Raw genomic sequence first — 17817 nt, forward strand, 5'->3', positions numbered from 1 at the left:
CCTGGCCGTCGGGCGATGCGGTCGCCGCGAAGGTCCAGGCCGCCCTGTGGTCGTGTGCCGGTCCCGGCGGCGGCCTGGAGCACGCGCGCCTGCGCCGTCGTCGTCGGCGCAGGCCTGGTGCTCCACGTCCGCGCTCTTGACGGGACGGCGGCCCGTTCGAGGGCGTGAGCGCTGGTGGCCCGGGCACGGGCCGCCAGGGGTCGGCATCCGTTCGATCCGCGGTAGCCGGGCTCGAATGGTTTCCAATCTTCCGGACGGTTTTCGATCGATTTCGACCGCCTGGCAATTTGGCTGATTCATTGCGATTGCTTTGCTTCGCCATGACTCTCATGGGCTCGTCATGTCGATCCTTCCTCTCTCCTCCAACGACCGGCCCTCCCGAACCGCCGGCCCTCACCCGACGAACCGTCGACACCACAAAGAACCGTCACCCACACAGACCATCGAGGAGTTCCATGCCACGCCCCACGGGCGAACCGCCACGGCACCGGGCCGCAACCGGCGCGCCGTCCCCCTTGCCGACCCGCCGCCGTACCGCGCTGCGCAACACCGCCGTCGCCCTGGCCGTGGTGCTCGCCGCCGAGTCGGCCGTCGTCATCATGACGACCGGTCAGGCCGTCGCCGTCACCACGGAGCAGGCCCCGCGGCCCACCCGGTCCCTGGGCCCGGCCGAGGCCAAGGACCTCGCCACCGCCCACCTCAAGGCCCGGCTGGAGGACCGTCGGATCGAGGTGGTCGACGAGCGTACCGAGTCCACCACCACCTGGATCAACCCGGACGGCACCACCACCCTGGACGTCGCCTCCGGGCCGGTCCGCTACCAGGACGCGGCCGGTCGCCTGCAGCCGATCGACGTCGACCTCGCCCGCCAGCCTGACGGCAGCGTCAAGGCCAAGGGCCACCCGCTCAACCTCGCCCTGGCCGGCGCCACCCCGCCCGCCGCCGTGTCGGCGTTCAAGGCCGCCGGTGCCCAGGCCGGGGACCAGAAGGCCCCGAGCACCCCGCTGGTGTCGCTGGACAACGGCAACGGCACCGCCATGTCGCTGTCCTGGCGCGGCGCCCTGCCCGCCCCCACGCTGGACGGCGCCCGCGCCCGGTACGCGGACGCGCTCACCGCCACCGACCTCGTCATCGAGTCCACCCGCACCGGCTTCGAGCAGTTCCTGGAGCTCAAGGACCGCTCGGCGGTGGCCGCCAACGGCAGCGTCACGCTCACCCTCGACGCGGACGGCCTCCGGGCCCGGCAGAACCCGGACGGCTCGGTGTCGTTCCTCGACCCGAAGACCGGCCAGGAGGCCGGCCAGCTCCCGGCGCCGGTGATGTGGGACGCGCAGGTCGACGAGCGCAGCGGCGAGCACACCCGCACCGCGCCGGTCGGGCTGAAGGTCACCCAGGACGGCGACGCGATCGATCTGACGCTCACCCCGGACGCCGCCTTCCTGACCGACCCGAGGACCGTCTACCCGGTGACCGTCGACCCCGCGGTCAACATCGGCGTCGGCTTCGACACCTTCGTGCAGCAGGGTTACGGCACCGACGTCTCCGCGCAGACCGAGCTGAAGCTGGGCAACAACGGCTCCGGCCAGGTGGCCCGCTCCTTCCTGCAGTTCCCGATGGCGAAGATCAGCGGGAAGCAGATCACCGGCGGCAAGCTCAACCTGTGGAACTTCCACAGCTGGTCCTGCACGGCGAAGAGCTGGGAGGTCTGGGACACCGGCAGCGCCACCACCGCCACCCGCTGGACGGCGCAGCCCAACTGGAACCGCAAGTGGGCCACCTCCACCGCGACCAAGGGCTACTCAAGCTCCTGCAACGACGGCTGGGTGAACCAGGACATCACCGCCCTGGTCAAGGCCTGGGCCGGGAACGGCAACGCCAACAACACCCTGGGCATCCGGGCCACCGACGAGGCCGACCCGTACGGCTGGAAGAAGTTCAACTCCGGCAACGCGTCGTCCAACACCCCGTACCTGTCGGTGACGTACAACACCCCGCCGGCGGTCTCCACCCTGGTCTCCCCGGCGAACGCCGCGCTGACCAACGAGGCCAGGCCGACGCTGTCCGCCAAGGCGACCGACCCGGACGGCGGGAACATCGCCCTGGACTTCGAGGTCTGGACGTCCACCGGCACCGCGGCGCTCCAGTCCGGCCGGACCGGCCTCGCCGCCTCCGGCTCGACCTTCACCTGGACGCCGGGCACCGCGCTGGTGCCGGGCGCCTACAAGTGGCGCTCGCGGTCCTGGGACGGCACCGCCAACAGCGCGTGGTCGGGCTTCCGCACCTTCACCGTGGACACCACGGCGCCGGGCGCCACCACCGTCTCCTCCACGGACTTCCCGGCCGGCCAGTGGGCGGGCTCCCCGGACGCGAACGGCGACTACAGCGGCACCTTCACCTTCACCCCGCCGACCAGCGACGTGAAGGACGTCCAGTACCGGCTGGACGGCGGCGCCTGGGCGACGGTGGCGACCACCGGCGCGCCGGTCTCGGCCAAGCTCACCTTCAAGGCCGGGGCGCACAAGGTCACCGCGCACACCCGCGACGCGGCGGGCAACGTCTCCGCCGACAAGACCCACGCCTTCTACGCGGGCAAGGGCTCCGCCCTGGTGGCCCCGGGCCCCGGCGAGCGCCCGGCCCGCCGCACCTCGCTCCAGGCGGAGGGCAACAGCACCTACACCGGCGTGCGCTACCAGTACCGCCGCGGTGAGACCGACGCCTGGAAGGACGTGCCGGTCGCCAACGTCGCCACCACCGACGGCAAGCCGGTGGCCGCCTGGCCGTTCGCCGCCTCCGCCGGCAAGCCGGCCGCGCTGACCTGGAACATCACCGACACCCTGGCCGAGAACGGCCCGGTGGACGTGCGCGCAGTGTTCACCGACGGCACCGCCACCGACGCCACCGAGCCGACCACCGTCACGGTCGACCGGCACGCTGGCGACGCCCCCGAGACCCCGGTCGGCCCCGGCCAGGTCAACACCCTCACCGGTGACCTCACGCTCTCGGCCACCGACGCCCAGGGCTTCGGCCTGAGCGCCGAGCGCTCGTTCTCCTCCCGCCGGCCGCTCAACGGCTCGGCCCAGGAGGGCCAGGCGGCGATCTTCGGCCCGCAGTGGAGCTCCGGCACCACCGCCGAACTCACCGAGACCGCCTACTCCTACGTCCGCCAGACCTCTCCGACCTCGGTGTCGGTGGTCTCCTCGGCCGGCGGTGAGATCGGCTTCACCGCGACCGGCGCGGGCGGCTGGAAGCCGGAGCCGGGCGCGGCGGACCTCACCCTGAGCGGTGCGTTCACCGGCGCCTTCACGCTGAAGGACACCGCCGGTACCACCGTCACCTTCGGCAAGGTCGACCCGGCGGCCACCACCTGGCAGGCCACCGGCTCCTCGCTGCCCAGCGCCGACTCCACCACCTCCGTGGTCTCGGAGAAGGTCGTGGCCGGCGGCCGGACGCTGGCCCGCCCCAAGTACGTCATCGCGCCGACCGCCGGGACCGCCTCCGCCGACTGCGCCGCGGCGCCCGCCACCGCTGGCTGCCGCGTCCTGGAGTACGTCTACGCCACCGCCACCACCGCCACCCCGGCCGCCCTGGGCGACGTGGCCGGCCAAGTGAAGCAGATCCGGCTGTGGTCCACCGAGCCCGCCGCGAGCAGCGCCACCCCCGTGGCCGTCTCCCAGTACGCCTACGACGAGCAGGGCCTCCTGCGCGAGGTCTGGGACCCGCTGATCAGTCCCGCGCTGAAGACCGTCTACACCTACGACGCCGCCGGCCGGGTCGCCACCGAGGCCCAGCCCGGAGAGTTGCCCTGGACGCTGGAGTACGGCAAGGCCGGCAACGCCGCCACCGCAGGCGAGGGCATGCTGCTGGCCGCCTCCCGGGCGACCCTCAAGCAGGGCAGCAAGGACGTCACCGACGGCGCCGCGACCACCTCGATGGTGTACGACGTGCCGCTGTCGGGCGCCAACGCCCCGTACCCGCTGGGCCCCTCCGACGTCGCCGCCTGGGGCCAGAGCGACGCCCCGACCGACGCCACCGCCGTACTGCCGCCCGACGCCGTACCGGCGGGCCACGACGGCAAGGCCCTCGGCACCGCCGCCTACGCCCGCGCCTCGGTGACCTACACCAACGCCTCCGGGCGCGAGGTCAACATCGCTACCCCCGGCGGCGGAATCGTCACCACCGAGTACAACGCCCACGGCAGCCCGGTGCGAACCCTCTCGGCCGAGAACCGCATCCTGGCCCTGGCCGCCACCGGTGAGGGCCTGGGCAAACTGCGCGCCCTCGGCATCGCCGGCCGCTCCACCGCCGACCGCGCCCAGATGCTGTCCGCCCTGTCGGTGTACTCGGCGGACGGCAAGCGACTGGTCGAGCAGTACGACCCGCTGCAGCTCGTCACCCTGGAGCACGACCTGGCGGCCTCCGGCACCAGCCCCGCCCTGGTCGCGGGCGACGAGGTCCCGGCCCGCGCCCACACCGTCACCACCCACGACGAGAACCGCCCGGCGAACGCCGCGGTCAGTGACCGGGAGACCTCGGTCGCGGTCGGCGCCAGGATCGAGGGCTACGCCGCCGACGCGGACGTGCGCACCACCGCCACCGGCTACGACTGGGCCCAGGGCCTGCCCACCCGGTCCGTCCAGGACCCGATGGGTCTGAAGATCACCACCGCCACCGGCTACGACGCGAGCGGCCGCGTGGTCTCGCAGTCCCGCCCGAACTCCGACGGCTCGGACGCGGGCACCACCGTCACCACCTACTACGGCACCGGCGCCACCGGCTCGTGCGCGGGTCGCCCGGAATGGGCCGGGCTGGTCTGCTCCACCGCCCCGGCCGCGGCGGTCACCGGAGGCAGCGCCCCCGCGCAGCTGCCGACCAAGACGTACCAGTACGACCGCTGGGGCAACGTCACCGTCCTCACCGAGTCCGCCAACGGCGTCACCCGCACCACCACCCGGACCTACGACGGCGCCGGTCGCCCGACCAAGGTCTCCGTGACGGGCGGCACCGGCACCGCCGTGCCCGACACCGTGTACGGCTACGACCAGGCCACCGGCCAGCCGTCGACCACCGGCAACGGGACGGCGACCGTCACCCAGGGCTACGACCGGCTCGGCCGCCCCGTCTCCTACGACGACGGCGCCGGGAGCGTCACCACCACCGAGTACGACCGGCTCGACCGGGTGGTGAAGAAGTCCGACTCGGTGCCCTCCACCGTCACCTACGGCTACGACACCGCCAAGGACCCGCGCGGCCTGCCCACCAGCATGACCGATTCGGTCGCGGGCACCTTCACCGCCGGCTACGACGTCGAGGGCCGCCTGGTCTCCCAGACGCTGCCCGGCGGCAACACCCTCACCAGCTCCTACGACAGCCGGGGCATCCAGACCGGCAAGACCTACGCCACCCAGGCCGGGACCGTCCTGCTCGCCGACACCGCCGGCTTCACCGTCCACGGGCAGCAGGCCGGACGCACCCAGACCGACGGCAACAGCACCAGCGAGGACTACACCTACGACGCCGCCGGCCGCCTGTTGAAGGCCGTCTCCGGCAACGGCCTGGACTGCGCCACCCGCAGCTACGCATTCGACCGGAGCAGCAACCGCACCAAGCGCACCACGGTCGGCGACGACTGCGACCCGGCCACCGCCGACGCCGTCACCACCGCTGAGAACCACGGCTACGACGCCGCGGACCGGATCACCGACCCCGGTTACGCGTACGACGCCTTCGGCCGCACCACCACGCTGCCCCGGGGCACCCAGCTGAGCTACCACGCCACCGACCTGATCCGCAGCGAGACGCTCGGCGGAACCCGCAAGACCTGGGACCTGGACGCCGCGGGCCGCCTCGCGACGGCCACCACGGAGACCAGGGGCGAGGACGGCACCTGGACCGTCACGGCCCGGGCCACCCACCACTACGACGGCACCGACGACAAGCCGACCTGGACCAGCGAGGTCAACGGCAAGCTCACCCGCAACGTCACGGACCTCGGCGGTCAGCTCGTGGCCGCCACAGGTACCGACGGCGGCGCGGTCCTGGTCCTCACCAACCTGCACGGCGACGCCTCGGTCCAGATGTCGCCCGACGGCACCCAGGACCTCGCCGTCTACCACTACGACGAGTACGGCAACGTCGCCGACGCCACCGGCACCACCGAGTACGGCTGGCACGGCGGGGAACTGCGGGCCAGCGACTCGCTCAGCGGCCTGATCCTCATGGGGGTCCGGGTCTACGACCCGGCCACCGGCCGCTTCCTCCAGACCGACCCGGTCCTGGAGGGCTCGCCGAACGCCTACGGCTACCCGGTCGACCCGATCACCATGGCCGACCTCGACGGTCTGCGCTGGCTGAAGAGTTGGAGCGCCACCATGAGCAAGGCGGGCGCCGCCCGCGTCGCCAAGCTGCTGAAGAACACCGGCTCGATCAGCAGCATCATCGGCCTGATCGTCGGACTCTTCCCGCACTTCGTGGCGAAGATCATCGGCGGCATCCTCAAGGCACTCGGCTTCCTGGTCAAGAGCATGGGCAAGGGGATCGCGGAGGCCAACAACCGCCGGGGCAGCAAGGGGGTGATCCTCACCCTCGGCATCTGGCAGAAGCACTACTGGACGCTGCCGTACCCTCGGAGCGAGATCAAGACCAGGTACTGAGCCCGCGTCCGGACCCGACCCGACCCGACCGGGCCGGGTCCGGACGCACCGCACCACGACGCTCCGCACCAGCAGGCCGGCCGGCCCGGGGATGCCCCCGGGCCGGCCGCCTCGACGTACTCGGCGGACGGCAGTGCCCGGCGGAAGGGCCGTCCGGTGTTGTCGACGGGCAGGATGCGGTCGCCGGTGCCGTGCAGGATCGGGACCGGTACGTCGATGCGTGCGATGTCGGCGCGGAAGTCTGTGTACCAGGTGGAAGGTGCGGCGGAGACGACGTAGGAGCCCCCGGCGGCCGCGGTGTTCCAGCTGTTGCGGACGGCCTCCTCGCTTGGCCTTGTCCTGAGTGGCGAAGCCGGATTCCTCCGTCTGGCGTCCTGCCGCGTTGCGGTACCTGATCTTGTACTCGTGCGGGTACTTGCTCCAGCGGGACTCGGGGTGCTCGCACTCCTTGCAGAAGCTGCCCATGCCGCGGGTGAGGCCTGTGGTCGCGATGGTGGTTGGAACCTCCGGGAGTCTTGCTGACCTTTTGCTGACTCCGGATGGTCGATCATGCCCCTGAGCTGGGCGGAAACGTCAGTCCCGCCATATCCTGCGGAAGGTGATCTGGATGGTTCCGGGCTTCACCGTGGCGGCCTACCGGGACCGGCTGCGCGAACTGGACGCCCTGATCCGGGCGGAGGGGCCGTTCGTCGCCCACTCCGCGCGCTTCCTGATCGAGGCGCGCAGGCCGTAGGGCGGTTCAGGCCCGGCCGCGCCCCGCCGGGGAGACCGGCGGGGCGCGGCCGGGCTGGCGGGCGGGCGGCGCCGCTCACGCCAGGGCGACCAGCTCCAGGTAGGAGTCGTGCCACAGGTCCTCGTCGCCGTCGGGGAGGAGCAGGACGCGGTCGGGTCGCAGGGCCTCGATGGCACCCGGGTCGTGGGTGACCATCACGATCGCGCCCGGGTAGGTGCCGACCGCCGCCAGCACCTCCGCCCGGGAGGCCGGGTCGAGGTTGTTGGTGGGCTCGTCGAGCAGCAGGACGTTGGCGCCGGAGTGGACCAGGCCGGCCAGCGCCAGCCGGGTCTTCTCACCGCCCGAGAGGACCCCGGCCGACTTGTCGGCGTCGTCGCCGCGGAACAGGAACGCGCCGAGGACGTGCCGCAGTTCGCCGTCGCTCAGGTGGGGCGCGGCCTGGGCGAGGTTGTCGCGGACGCTGCGCGCCGGGTCGAGGGTGTCGTGCTCCTGCGCGAAGTAGCCGAGCCGCAGGCCCGGGCCGGGCACCACCCGTCCGGTGTCGGGGCTCTCGTGGCCGGCCAGGACGCGCAGCAGGGTGGTCTTGCCGGCGCCGTTCAGGCCGAGCACGACCATCCGGCTGCCCCGGTCGACGGCCAGGTCGAGGCCGGTGAGCACCGGGCGGCCGGCGTAGGCCTTGGCGAGGCTGATCGCGCCGAGCGGCATCCGGCCGCAGGGGGCGGGTTCGGGCAGCCGGATCCGGGCCGTCCGTTCGGCCTGCCGGGCGGGTTCGAGGTCGGCGAGCATCCGGTCGGCGCGGCGGGCCATGCTGCGGGCGCTGGTGGCGGTGGCGACGTTGGCCCGCATCCGGTCGGCCTGGGCGTGCAGGGCGGCGGCCTTGCGTTCGGCGTTGGCCCGTTCCCTGGTGCGGCGGCGCTCGTCGGCGGCGCGCTGGTCGAGGTAGGCCCGCCAGCCGGTGTTGTGGACGTCGATCGCGGCGCGCTGCGGGTCGAGGTGGAAGACCCGGTTGACGGTGTCGGCGAGCAGACCGAGGTCGTGGCTGATCAGGACCAGCCCGCCCTGGTGGGACGCGAGGAAGCCGCGCAGCCAGGCGACGGAGTCGGCGTCGAGGTGGTTGGTGGGTTCGTCGAGCAGCAGGGTGCCGTGGTCGGCGAAGAGGATCCGGGCCAGCTCGACCCGGCGGCGCTGGCCGCCGGAGAGGGTGCCGACCGGGGTGTCCATGACCCGGGCGGGCAGTCCGAGGCCGGCTGCGACCCGGGCGGCCTCGGCCTCGGCCGCGTAGCCGCCCCGGGACTGGAACTCGGCCTCGGCGCGAACGTAGACGTCCATCGCCTGGCGCTGGTCGTGCGGTCCGTCGGCCTGTGCCATCGCCTCCTCGGCGGCGCGCAGCGCGCGGACGGCGGTGGCCAGGCCGCGGGCGGACAGGATGCGGTCGGTGACGGTGGCGGACGGGTCGGCGGCGCGGGAGTCCTGCGGGAGGTAGCCGACGGGGCCGGTGCGGGTGACCGTCCCGGCGGCGGGCGGCAGTTGTCCGGCGAGGGTGGCGAGCAGGGTGGTCTTGCCGGCGCCGTTGCGGCCGACCAGGCCGATCCGGTCGCCGGGGGCGATGTGGACGGTGATGTCGGACAGCAGCAGGCGGGCGCCGACGCGCAGGTCGACACCACGGGTGGTGATCATGGGATAACGCTCCGAAACAGCGAACGGACACACGGGTGGTGTGGAGGCGGGTCCGTCGGCTAGGAAATTCGGGGCGTAGACATGCGGCCAGGGTAGCGGGGCGGGTGAAGCGTCCGCATCCGAATTACCGGGGGAGCGCACCGCGTCCGCGCGGGTTTCGGCCAGTGGGGCGGGTGTTGGCTCGTGGGGCCCCCTTGCCGGGGCGCGGGCCCCGGGCTTCCATGACCCGCATGGGTCGACGTGAGCTCGTTCTCCTGACTGATCACAGTTCGACCGAAGGAAGCCGGGACGTCCTCGTCGCCGCCGCCCGGGCCCTCACCGGCCGGGCGCCCGTGCTGCTCGACGCCCGGCACTTCATGACCGGCGGGGGCGGCCGGATCCGCCCCGACGACGAGGGCGGGCTGCGCCTGGAGGCGGACGGCCGCAGCGTGGCGGCCGACGCCGTCGTGGTCTACGAGATCCCGCCGCACCGGCGGCGCGACTTCGCGCCCTTCCAGCGGCTGCTGGGCGCGCACGGCGCCCGCTCACTCGGCACCGATGTGCAGGCCTGGCGGGCGGCCACCGAGAAGGACCTCACGGTGGCCCGCTTCACCCGCGACGGCGTCGCGCACATGCCGACCGTCTCGCTGTCCCGGCCGAGCCCGCGGGCCGCCGCCGAGGCCTTCGACCGGCTCGGCGGCGACGTCTGGGCCCGGCCCTGCGTCGGCATGGGCGGCGACGACGTCTTCCACGTCACCACCCACGCCCAACTCGCCTCCGCCGCACGGCACTACGAGGACGACGGGGCGGACTGGCTGATCGCCCGGGACGCCCGCAACTTCACCCCGGACGGCCGCCGCCACCAGTACCGGGTGGTGGTGCTCGACGGCCGGGTGGTCCGGGTCGTCGAACACGTGCAGGCGGATCCGGACGCCCCCTGCAACGAGAGCCGCGGCGCCGTCTCCGCCCCGCTCGCCGCCGCCGAACTGCCCCGGGGGCTCGCGGACCTGGCGATCCGCGCGGTCGCCTGCCTGGGCCTGCCGCTGGCCGGTGTCGACCTCGCCGCCGAGAGCGGCGGTGTGGTCTTCGAGGTCAACGTCCACCCGGCGTTCGGCCGCGGCGCCCTGGAGCAGGTCGCCGTGCCGTACGTGGCCGCGCACCTGGAGCCCGTCTGACGGTTCCGGCCGGGCGCACGGCGGGCCGGGCGCGCCCCTGGTCGGCAGCCTGTGCGGAGCAGGCCGGCTCTCCTCACCCGAGGGCGCCCCCGGCCGGTCAGCTCCGCAGGATGGCGGCGAGGAGCGACGGGCGGAACAGCAGCGTCGGCGGGGCGACCAGCGACATCACCTCGTGGAACGCGGCGGTGACCGCCGGGTCGTGGGCGGCGCCGGCCAGCACCTTGTCGAGGAAGCGGTGCTGGAACGCGAGGAGGGCGCCGGAGGGGCCGCCGGTGGTGGCGGCGAAGCGGACGTCCTCGGTGCAGGACATCACCCACGGGTTCTTGGAGACGGCCGCGATCGCACGCCGGGCGTCCCGGGCCGTGGCGTGGCCGATGCCGCCGTGGCGCAGGGCGGTGCGGCGCAGCTCCCGGGCGCAGAACAGGGCGACGGTGACACCCTGCCCGTACACCGGGTTGAAGGTGCTGGCGGCGTCGCCGACCACCACCAGGCCGTCCGGGGCGCTGCGTTCGTAGTGTCGCCGGATGCCGGGGCCGGGGACGAAGCCGCGCACCTCGCCGGCCGGCTCGGCCTGCTGGAGCGCCTCGCGGATGCTCGGGTCGCGCAGCCGGGCCAGTTGCTTGGTGAACCCGGCTTCGCCGGGCTCGGGTTCGGCGCCGCGCATGCCGGCGACGCTGACGATCCAGCGGTCGCCCTCGACCGGCAGCAGTACGCCCAGGTGGGGCGCGTCGGGGGCCTTGGTCTGCAGGTATATCGCCTTGTAGCCGATGTCGACGCCGGCCGGGCGGTGGAACAGCCGGGAGGAGTACGCGACGCCCGCGTCCACCCGCTCCTCGGGCACCGGCGGGTGGCCCAGCTCCGCCAGCCAGTCCGGCACCGAGGTCGTGCGGCCGGCCGCGTCCACCACCAACTCGGCCGGGATCTCCCGGACTTCGCCGCGCTCTGGCCCGCGGTCGCGGACCTTGACGCCGGTCACCGTGCGGGCCGACCCGAGCAGGCCGACCACGTCGGCGCCTTCCAGGAACTCGATCGTGGGATCGGCGCGGACCCGGTCCAGCACCGCCTTGTCCAGCACCGGCCGGGTGCAGGAGAGGAAGGCGAGCTGCGCCGGGTACTGCGCCATCCACCCCGCCGAGCTGAGCCACTTCAGATCGCCCGAGACGGCGACCCTCATCGCGCCCGCCTCCGTGAGCTCCTTCTTGATGCCGGGCATCATCTCCTCCAGCGCCCGGTGCCCGGCCTCCAGCACCAGGTGCGCGTGTCGGCCCTGCGGCACCCCGGCCCGGAACGCGGGCTCCGCCGGGTAGCGGTCCCGCTCCACCACCACGATCCGCTCGGCGAACCCGCGCAGGGCCCAGGCCGCCACCGTGCCGGCCAGTCCGCCGCCGATCACCACCGCCGTGCCCCGCCCGGGGGCCGTTTCCGAAGAAGTCATGACACGTAGCGTAGTCGGGCGGTGGCGGCCCCGTAGTCGCATCGGCGGGACGAACGGGCAGGGTGCGGGCGGCCGTTGGAGCCCGAACGCGCCGGGCGCACGACCGGCCCGGAATGTTGCCGCGGGGGCCCCCGGGGGCGGGCGGTGGGAGGCACCCGGGAGCGGGTACTACACTCGGCGGGAGTTGTGCAGGCCCCCCTTTCGGTGCGCGGGCGCGCGGAGCCGAGGAGGTGAGAGCCGTGGAGTGCAGTAGTCCGGGTCGAAGTCGGCCCCGCCCCCGGTTGTCCCGCACCATTCGCGGCACCCGGCGTTCCTCCTCCCGTACGGCTCCCGCGCGGCGCTGACCTCGTCCTCGACGAGGTGCCGCCGGTCGCGCCGTGCGCGTGGTGGCCGGCCGGGCGCCTCCGGCCCGCTGTCCCCGGACGGCGGCCCGGGCACCCACCGTGGAGGTATCCGCCATGTCCGACTGGCGTGTGCGCGCCGTGCGCGCGAGCAAGCGTCCGTTCTCCCGCCCCGTCGGGGGCTCCGGCCCCGTCGACACGCAGCCGGCGCCGGAGCACTCGATGGATCCGCGGCCCGACCAGCCCGTCGAGCCGGTCACCCTGGAGCGCTCGGTGGTGGACGCGGCGGTCTACCGGGACGGGCGGCGGATCGACGCACCGGCGAACCTCGCCGACATCTACCGCGAACTGCCCGACCGGCCCGGCGCGATGGCCTGGATCGGCCTGTACCGCCCGGCCGAGGCGCAGCTGCTGGAGGCGGCGGACCGGTTCAACCTGCACGAACTGGCCGTCGAGGACGCCATCGTCGCCCACCAGCGGCCGAAGCTGGAGCGCTACGGCGACACGCTGTTCGTGGTGCTGCGTGCCGCGCGCTACCTGGACGAGGCGGAGGAGGTCGACTTCGGCGAGATCCACCTCTTCGTGGGCCCCGACTTCGTGCTCACCGTCCGCCACTCCCAGGCGCCGGACCTGTCCGCGGTGCGCCGCCGCCTGGAGACGGACCCGGACCTGCTCGCGCTCGGCCCGGAGGCGGTGCTGTACGCGGTGCTGGACGCCGTGGTGGACGGTTACGCGCCGGTGATCGCCGGGCTCCAGCACGACATCGACGAGATCGAGACGGAGGTGTTCGGCGGCGACCCGCAGGTCTCCCGGCGCATCTACGAGCTGTCCCGCGAGGTGATCGAGCTCCAGCGGGCGACCCGGCCGCTGCTGGAGATCATGAGGAGCCTGGAGGCGGGCTTCGGCAAGTACGGCACCGACGACGAGCTGCAGCGCTACCTGCGCGACGTCGCCGACCACGCCACCTACGCCGCCGAGCGGGTGGACGGCTTCCGGCAGATGCTGCAGAACATCCTGACCGTGAACGCGACGCTGGTCTCGCAGCGGCAGAACGAGGAGATGAAGCAGCTCGCCGAGGCCGGGCACGTGCAGAACGACGAGATCAAGAAGATCTCCTCCTGGGCGGCGATCCTCTTCGCGCCGACGCTGATCGGCACCGTCTACGGGATGAACTTCGAGATCATGCCGGAGCTCAAGTGGGCGTTCGGCTACCCGTTCGCGATCGGGCTGATGGCGCTGGTCTGCACCGGGCTGTACGTGGTCTTCAAGCGCCGCAACTGGCTCTGACAGCGGGGCGGGGTGGGGCGCGGCGCGGCGCGGCGCGGTCGGCTCGGGCGCGGTGCTCGCGACCGGCTCCGCCGTGCGCCGAAATCCGGTGCGGGTTGACCGGCGGCCGCAACCGGCGTCGGCCGCACGGCTGTTCGCCCGGCGTCAGGGATTCGTCAGGGCGGCGGCGCGGCGCTTGCCCCGGTCCGCGCCCGCCGGTTGGATGAGGAGCATGAACCGCCCGGCACGCCACCACGACCGCCCGCCGCATCCGCGGCCGCCGGTCCGCGTCGCCGCGGCCGCCATCGCCGTGCGCTGATCCGCGCCTCCCCGCCGGAGGGCACGGCACGTGCCGCGCCCCGCCCCGTCGCCCGATCGGCGCGGGGTGCGGGCGGGCGCGCGAGTTCCGCATCTCATCAGGTCTTTTGAGCCCGCACCCCGGCCCGGACAGGGCCGGCGGTGCCCCGCACCCTGGGAACGGTCATGTCCGAATCCGCCCTGTCCGCTCGTACCGCCCTCGTCACCGGCGCCTCCTCCGGCATCGGCTGGGAGACCGCCCGGCTGCTCGCCGGGCTGGGCGCCACCGTGCTGGTGCACGCCCGGACCACCCCGGAGGCCGAGGCGGCCGTCGCCCGGCTGGTCGACGCCGGCGCCCGCCGGGACCAACTCGTCGAGCTGGCCGCCGACTTCACCCGCCTCTCGGAGGTCGCGGTGCTGGCCGGTACGGTCGTCAAGCACTACCCGGCGCTGGACCTGCTGGTCAACAACGCCGCCGCGATGGCGCCCGAGCGCTGCACGCTGACCGACGACGGCAACGAGGTCTCGCTGCAGGTCAACTTCCTGGCCGCGCACCTGCTGGCCAGGCTGCTGCGGGCGCCGCTCTCGGCATCCGGCGACGCCCGGATCGTCAACGTCTCGTCCTCGCTGCACCGGACGGCTTCGATGAACTGGTCGGACCCGCACCGGGTGAAGAGGTACTCGCGGGTGGCCGCGTATGCGCAGTCGCAGCTCGCGCTCACCATGGCGACCGCCGACATGGCCCCGGCCGGCTCCGGCATCACCGCCGTCAGCCTCAACCCGGGCCTGTGCGACACGGCGCTGCTGCCGCTGTACGGGCGGGCCGGCGCGCCGGCGGCGGAGGGTGCGGCGGCCGTCGTCCGGCTCTGCCTGCCGGACGTCGCGGTCGCCAACGGCGCCTACTACGACGGCGGTTCGGTGGCGCCGGTGGCGCAGGCCGCCCAGGAGGAGCGCTCGCTGAAGCGCCTGGTCAAGCTGGCAGACCAGTTGGTCGGCCAGGCCGCTTGAAGCCCTTCCCCGGAATCGGAGAGCACGCGATGTCCAAGCGCGCCCGCAAGAAGAGGGCCCGGCGGAAGAACACGGCGAACCGCGGCCGCCGGGCCGGGCAGGGCTGACCCGCCCACCACCGCGGGCCACCACCCATCACCACTCACCACTCACCACTCACCACTCACCACTCACCACTCACCACTCACCACCGCCGAGAACCACCGCGAACCGGCGGACACCGCCGGGCGCCGGGGACGGTCGCTAAGGATGCGTCAAGAACGGCGCCCGGCGGCGTCAAGGAGCCGTCAGGGGGCGGCTTCCCGCAGGTGGCGCGGCACTAGCGTCGCCCGGCGGAGAGAAACGGTTCTGCTCCGGTTTCAGCAGGAAACCCCGGCGGACCGTGCAGCGGGGGAGAGGAACGTGCGGCCATGACCACCTCGGCAGCGGGCACGACGGCCACCACGGGGGAGGCGGCCCCGGGGACGGAAACCGGTCCGGCGGGGGAACCGGCCCCAGCCGGACCATTGGCCAGGACAACGGCCACAACAACGGCCCGGACATCGGCCCGGACAGCGATTCGGACAACGGCCGCCCCGAGCGCCCTGGCCCGGCTCCGGCACGGCGCACGGACGGTCGGCGGCCGCGCCTACTGGACCACTCCGCGCCTGGTCCGAGGCCTCACTACGCTCAGCCTGGCCGCCCTGATCGGCCTCGGCGCGGCCGCCACCACCGTCCTCGGCGGGGCCCGCGACGGCACCGACACCATCGGCCACCGGGCCGCCCCGCAGGCCACCCGCGCCGCCGACCTCTACTTCGCGCTCAGCGACATGGACGCCCAGGCCGCCAACCTGCTGCTGGTCGGCGCCGACCCCGACTACACGGCGCTGCGCAAGCAGACCCTCGACACCTACGAGCAGCGCCGTGCGCAGGCCGACGGCGACCTCCAGCAGGCCGCCCAGGCCGCCGCCGCCGACCCGGCCGGCCAGAGCGCCGTCCAGCAGGTGCTCGGCCAGCTCGGCAGCTACGAGGCCCTGGTGGCCCGCGCCCAGCTGCTGGAGGAGCAGGCCAAGGCCCCGGCTGGCCAGCCCTCGCCCGCCGCCCTGGACGCCTACCGCCAGGCCACCGACCTGCTGCGCCAGCAACTGCTGCCCGCCGCCGACCAGGTCACCGCCGCCAACGAGGCCACCGTCGAGCAGGTCTACACCGAGCGCCGCGACGCCCTCGGCAGCGGCTGGTGGTGGCTGCTCGCGGTCGGCCTGCTCGCACTCGCCGCGCTGCTCGGGCTCCAGCGCGTCCTGGCGGTGCGCTACCACCGCGTCGTCAACCCGGCGCTGGCCGCAGTCACGCTGCTCACCGGCGTCGTGCTGGCGATCGGCCTGCACCTGGTCAGCCGCGCCGACGACCACCTGGTGACCGCCAAGAGCAACGCCTACGACTCGGTGATCGCGCTCAGCCGCGCCCGTGCCGTCGCCTTCGACCTGAACGCCGACGAGAGCCGCTACCTCACAGACCCGTCCCGCGCGGCCGCCTACGAGCAGAGCTTCCTCGACAAGACCCAGGCGATCGCCCGCCTGGACGGCGCCACCCTCGCCGACTACAACGCCCAACTGGCGGCCGCCGCCGCCCGGCACCGCGCCGACCACGCGGCCGTCCCCTTCGGCGGCTACCTCGGCACCGAACTGCACAACATCACCTTCCCCGGCGAGCAGGACGCCGCAGAGCGGGTGCTGGCCGCCTTCCAGCAGTACCAGCAGGACGACCGGAAGATCCGCGCGCTGCGCGACGAGGGCCGGCTCAAGGAGGCGGTGACGCTCAACACCGGTCTCTCCCAGGGGCAGTCCAACTACGACTTCGACCAGCTGAGCACGGCCATCGGGGACACCATCGCGGTCAACGCCATGGCGATGGACTCGGCGGTCGCCGCGACCGACGGCGACCTCGACGCCAGCACGGCGGCCCTGGCCGCGGGGGCGCTGGCGGCGGCGCTCGCCCTCACCGCGCTGGGTGTCCGGCCGCGCCTGCGCGAGTACCGGTAGCCGCCGGCACCGACCCCGCGGCGGGGCCCGGTAGCGACGCACACCGCCACCGGGCCCCGCCGCGGGGCAGCCGGTCATGCCCCGGGCGGGCGTCGGCGGAGCCCCGGCGGGCTCCGGTGCCCCGGTCTCAGCCGGCGGCGAGCCGGTCGTACTCGGCGTCCGGGTCCAGCTGGCGCTGGTACTCGGCGTGCAGCCGGACGTCGCCCTCCGGCCCGGCCAGACGGGCGAGCGGGCCCCGGACGCCCGGGAGCGGCCGGGCGCGCGGCCACTGCTGGGCGAGTACGGCGAGCGGGGTGCCGTCGCCGGAGCGCAGGATCCAGCTGGCGCGGCCGCCGCCGATCAGGGGCAGGTACGGCCGGGGGAGTCCGAGGGCGGCGAGCGCCTCCGGCAGGTCGAGGCCGTCGGGTAGGGCGAGCGCCGCGGCGTGCGGGGCGTCGGCGTCGTCGCCGGCCGCGACGCTGTCCCGGGTGAGGTGGATGCGCATGGCCGGACAGCATAGGGCGCGCCGACGGGCCCGCGCGCCCGTGCACCGGTGTGCCGGTTTGACAAACACCCTTGCCGTCCCGGCGAATGGCAGGCATGGCCGACGAAGACTTCGAGAACGTCCTCACCACAGTGGGCCCCCGGCTGCGCGCCCTGCGACGCGAGCGCGGCACCACCCTCGCCAAACTGGCCGCCGCCACCGGGATCTCGCTCAGCACGCTGTCCCGGCTGGAGTCCGGGCAGCGCAAGCCGACCCTGGAACTGCTGCTGCCGCTGGCCCGGGAGTACCGGGTGCCGCTGGACGAACTGGTCGGCGCCCCGGCCACCGGTGACCCCCGGGTCCATCCCCGCCCGGTGACCAGGAACGGCCAGACCATCATCCCGCTCACCCGCCACCTCGGCGGTCTGCACGCCTTCAAGCAGATCATGCCGCCCGGCCGGGGCACCGAGCCCGAGTTGGAGCTGAAGGTGCACGAGGGCCACGAGTGGCTGTACGTCCTGTCCGGCCGGCTGCGGCTGGTGCTCGGTTCGCACGACCTGGTGCTGACGGCCGGTGAGGCCGCCGAGTTCGACACCCGGACCCCGCACGCCTTCGGCAACGCCGGGCCGCAGCCGGTGGAGTTCCTCAGTCTGTTCGGTCCTCAGGGTGAGCGGATCCATGTCAGGGCGCGCCCGGGAACCTCCGTTCGGTAGGTTCGTTCCCTGACAGCGGGGGTTTTCCGTTCCGGTCTCCCGCCAGGCCGTCGGGAGGGGCC

At 73.9% G+C, this 17817-nt stretch carries 9 protein-coding genes and 2 pseudogenes; 7 read left to right on the forward strand and 4 right to left on the reverse strand.

All coding sequences use genetic code 11. The annotated features are described in order from the left end of the window. Positions 1–455 precede the first annotated feature (455 nt). Positions 456–6650: a DNRLRE domain-containing protein gene (locus AB0O82_RS11900; RefSeq protein ID WP_363582665.1), complete on the forward strand. Its 6195-nt coding sequence runs from the start codon at positions 456–458 to the stop codon at positions 6648–6650. Positions 6651–6760: 110 nt separating this feature from the next. On the opposite strand, the pseudogene AB0O82_RS11905 reads toward AB0O82_RS11900, so the two are convergent. Further along, positions 6761–6994: pseudogene (locus tag AB0O82_RS11905) on the reverse strand (alpha/beta hydrolase); the annotation flags it as partial. 239 nt (positions 6995–7233) lie between these two features. On the opposite strand from AB0O82_RS11905, the pseudogene AB0O82_RS11910 reads away from it, so the two are divergent. After that, a pseudogene (locus tag AB0O82_RS11910) lies at positions 7234–7383 on the forward strand (SAM-dependent methyltransferase); the annotation flags it as partial. 75 nt (positions 7384–7458) lie between these two features. Here the strand turns inward: AB0O82_RS11910 and AB0O82_RS11915 are convergent. Next, the gene (locus AB0O82_RS11915) at positions 7459–9060 is read right to left on the reverse strand and encodes an ABC-F family ATP-binding cassette domain-containing protein (RefSeq protein WP_363582667.1); all 1602 of its coding nucleotides are present in this window, start codon (positions 9058–9060) and stop codon (positions 7459–7461) included. Positions 9061–9290: 230 nt separating this feature from the next. Here AB0O82_RS11915 and AB0O82_RS11920 point away from each other — a divergent pair, with 230 nt between their 5' ends. Further along, positions 9291–10214 (forward strand): alpha-L-glutamate ligase, encoded by a 924-nt coding sequence (locus AB0O82_RS11920; RefSeq protein WP_363582669.1) that lies wholly within the window; start codon positions 9291–9293, stop codon positions 10212–10214. Between the two features lie 97 nt (positions 10215–10311). Here the strand turns inward: AB0O82_RS11920 and AB0O82_RS11925 are convergent, their stop codons facing one another. After that, complete coding sequence (locus tag AB0O82_RS11925; protein ID WP_363582671.1) at positions 10312–11649, reverse strand: FAD-dependent monooxygenase; 1338 nt, start codon at positions 11647–11649, stop codon at positions 10312–10314. Between the two features lie 458 nt (positions 11650–12107). Here AB0O82_RS11925 and AB0O82_RS11930 point away from each other — a divergent pair, with 458 nt between their 5' ends. The 3 genes from AB0O82_RS11930 (at position 12108) to AB0O82_RS11940 (ending at position 16579) form a co-directional block, all read left to right on the forward strand. Further along, positions 12108–13277 (forward strand): magnesium and cobalt transport protein CorA, encoded by a 1170-nt coding sequence (locus AB0O82_RS11930; protein WP_363582673.1) that lies wholly within the window; start codon positions 12108–12110, stop codon positions 13275–13277. A 462-nt stretch (positions 13278–13739) separates the two neighbouring features. Further along, positions 13740–14561 (forward strand): SDR family NAD(P)-dependent oxidoreductase, encoded by an 822-nt coding sequence (locus AB0O82_RS11935; RefSeq protein ID WP_363582675.1) that lies wholly within the window; start codon positions 13740–13742, stop codon positions 14559–14561. Positions 14562–15067: 506 nt separating this feature from the next. After that, positions 15068–16579 (forward strand): hypothetical protein, encoded by a 1512-nt coding sequence (locus tag AB0O82_RS11940; RefSeq protein ID WP_363582677.1) that lies wholly within the window; start codon positions 15068–15070, stop codon positions 16577–16579. A gap of 127 nt (positions 16580–16706) precedes the next feature. On the opposite strand, the gene AB0O82_RS11945 is transcribed toward AB0O82_RS11940, so the two are convergent. Continuing rightward, positions 16707–17063: a hypothetical protein gene (locus tag AB0O82_RS11945; protein ID WP_363582679.1), complete on the reverse strand. Its 357-nt coding sequence runs from the start codon at positions 17061–17063 to the stop codon at positions 16707–16709. 95 nt (positions 17064–17158) lie between these two features. Between AB0O82_RS11945 and AB0O82_RS11950 the strand changes: the two genes are divergently transcribed. Continuing rightward, entirely contained in the window at positions 17159–17755 is a 597-nt protein-coding gene (locus AB0O82_RS11950) for a helix-turn-helix transcriptional regulator (protein WP_063350727.1), read from the forward strand. Positions 17756–17817: the final 62 nt, after the last annotated feature.

Source organism: Kitasatospora sp. NPDC088264, assembly GCF_040685715.1.
In the GTDB taxonomy this organism is placed as follows: Bacteria; Actinomycetota; Actinomycetes; order Streptomycetales; family Streptomycetaceae; genus Kitasatospora.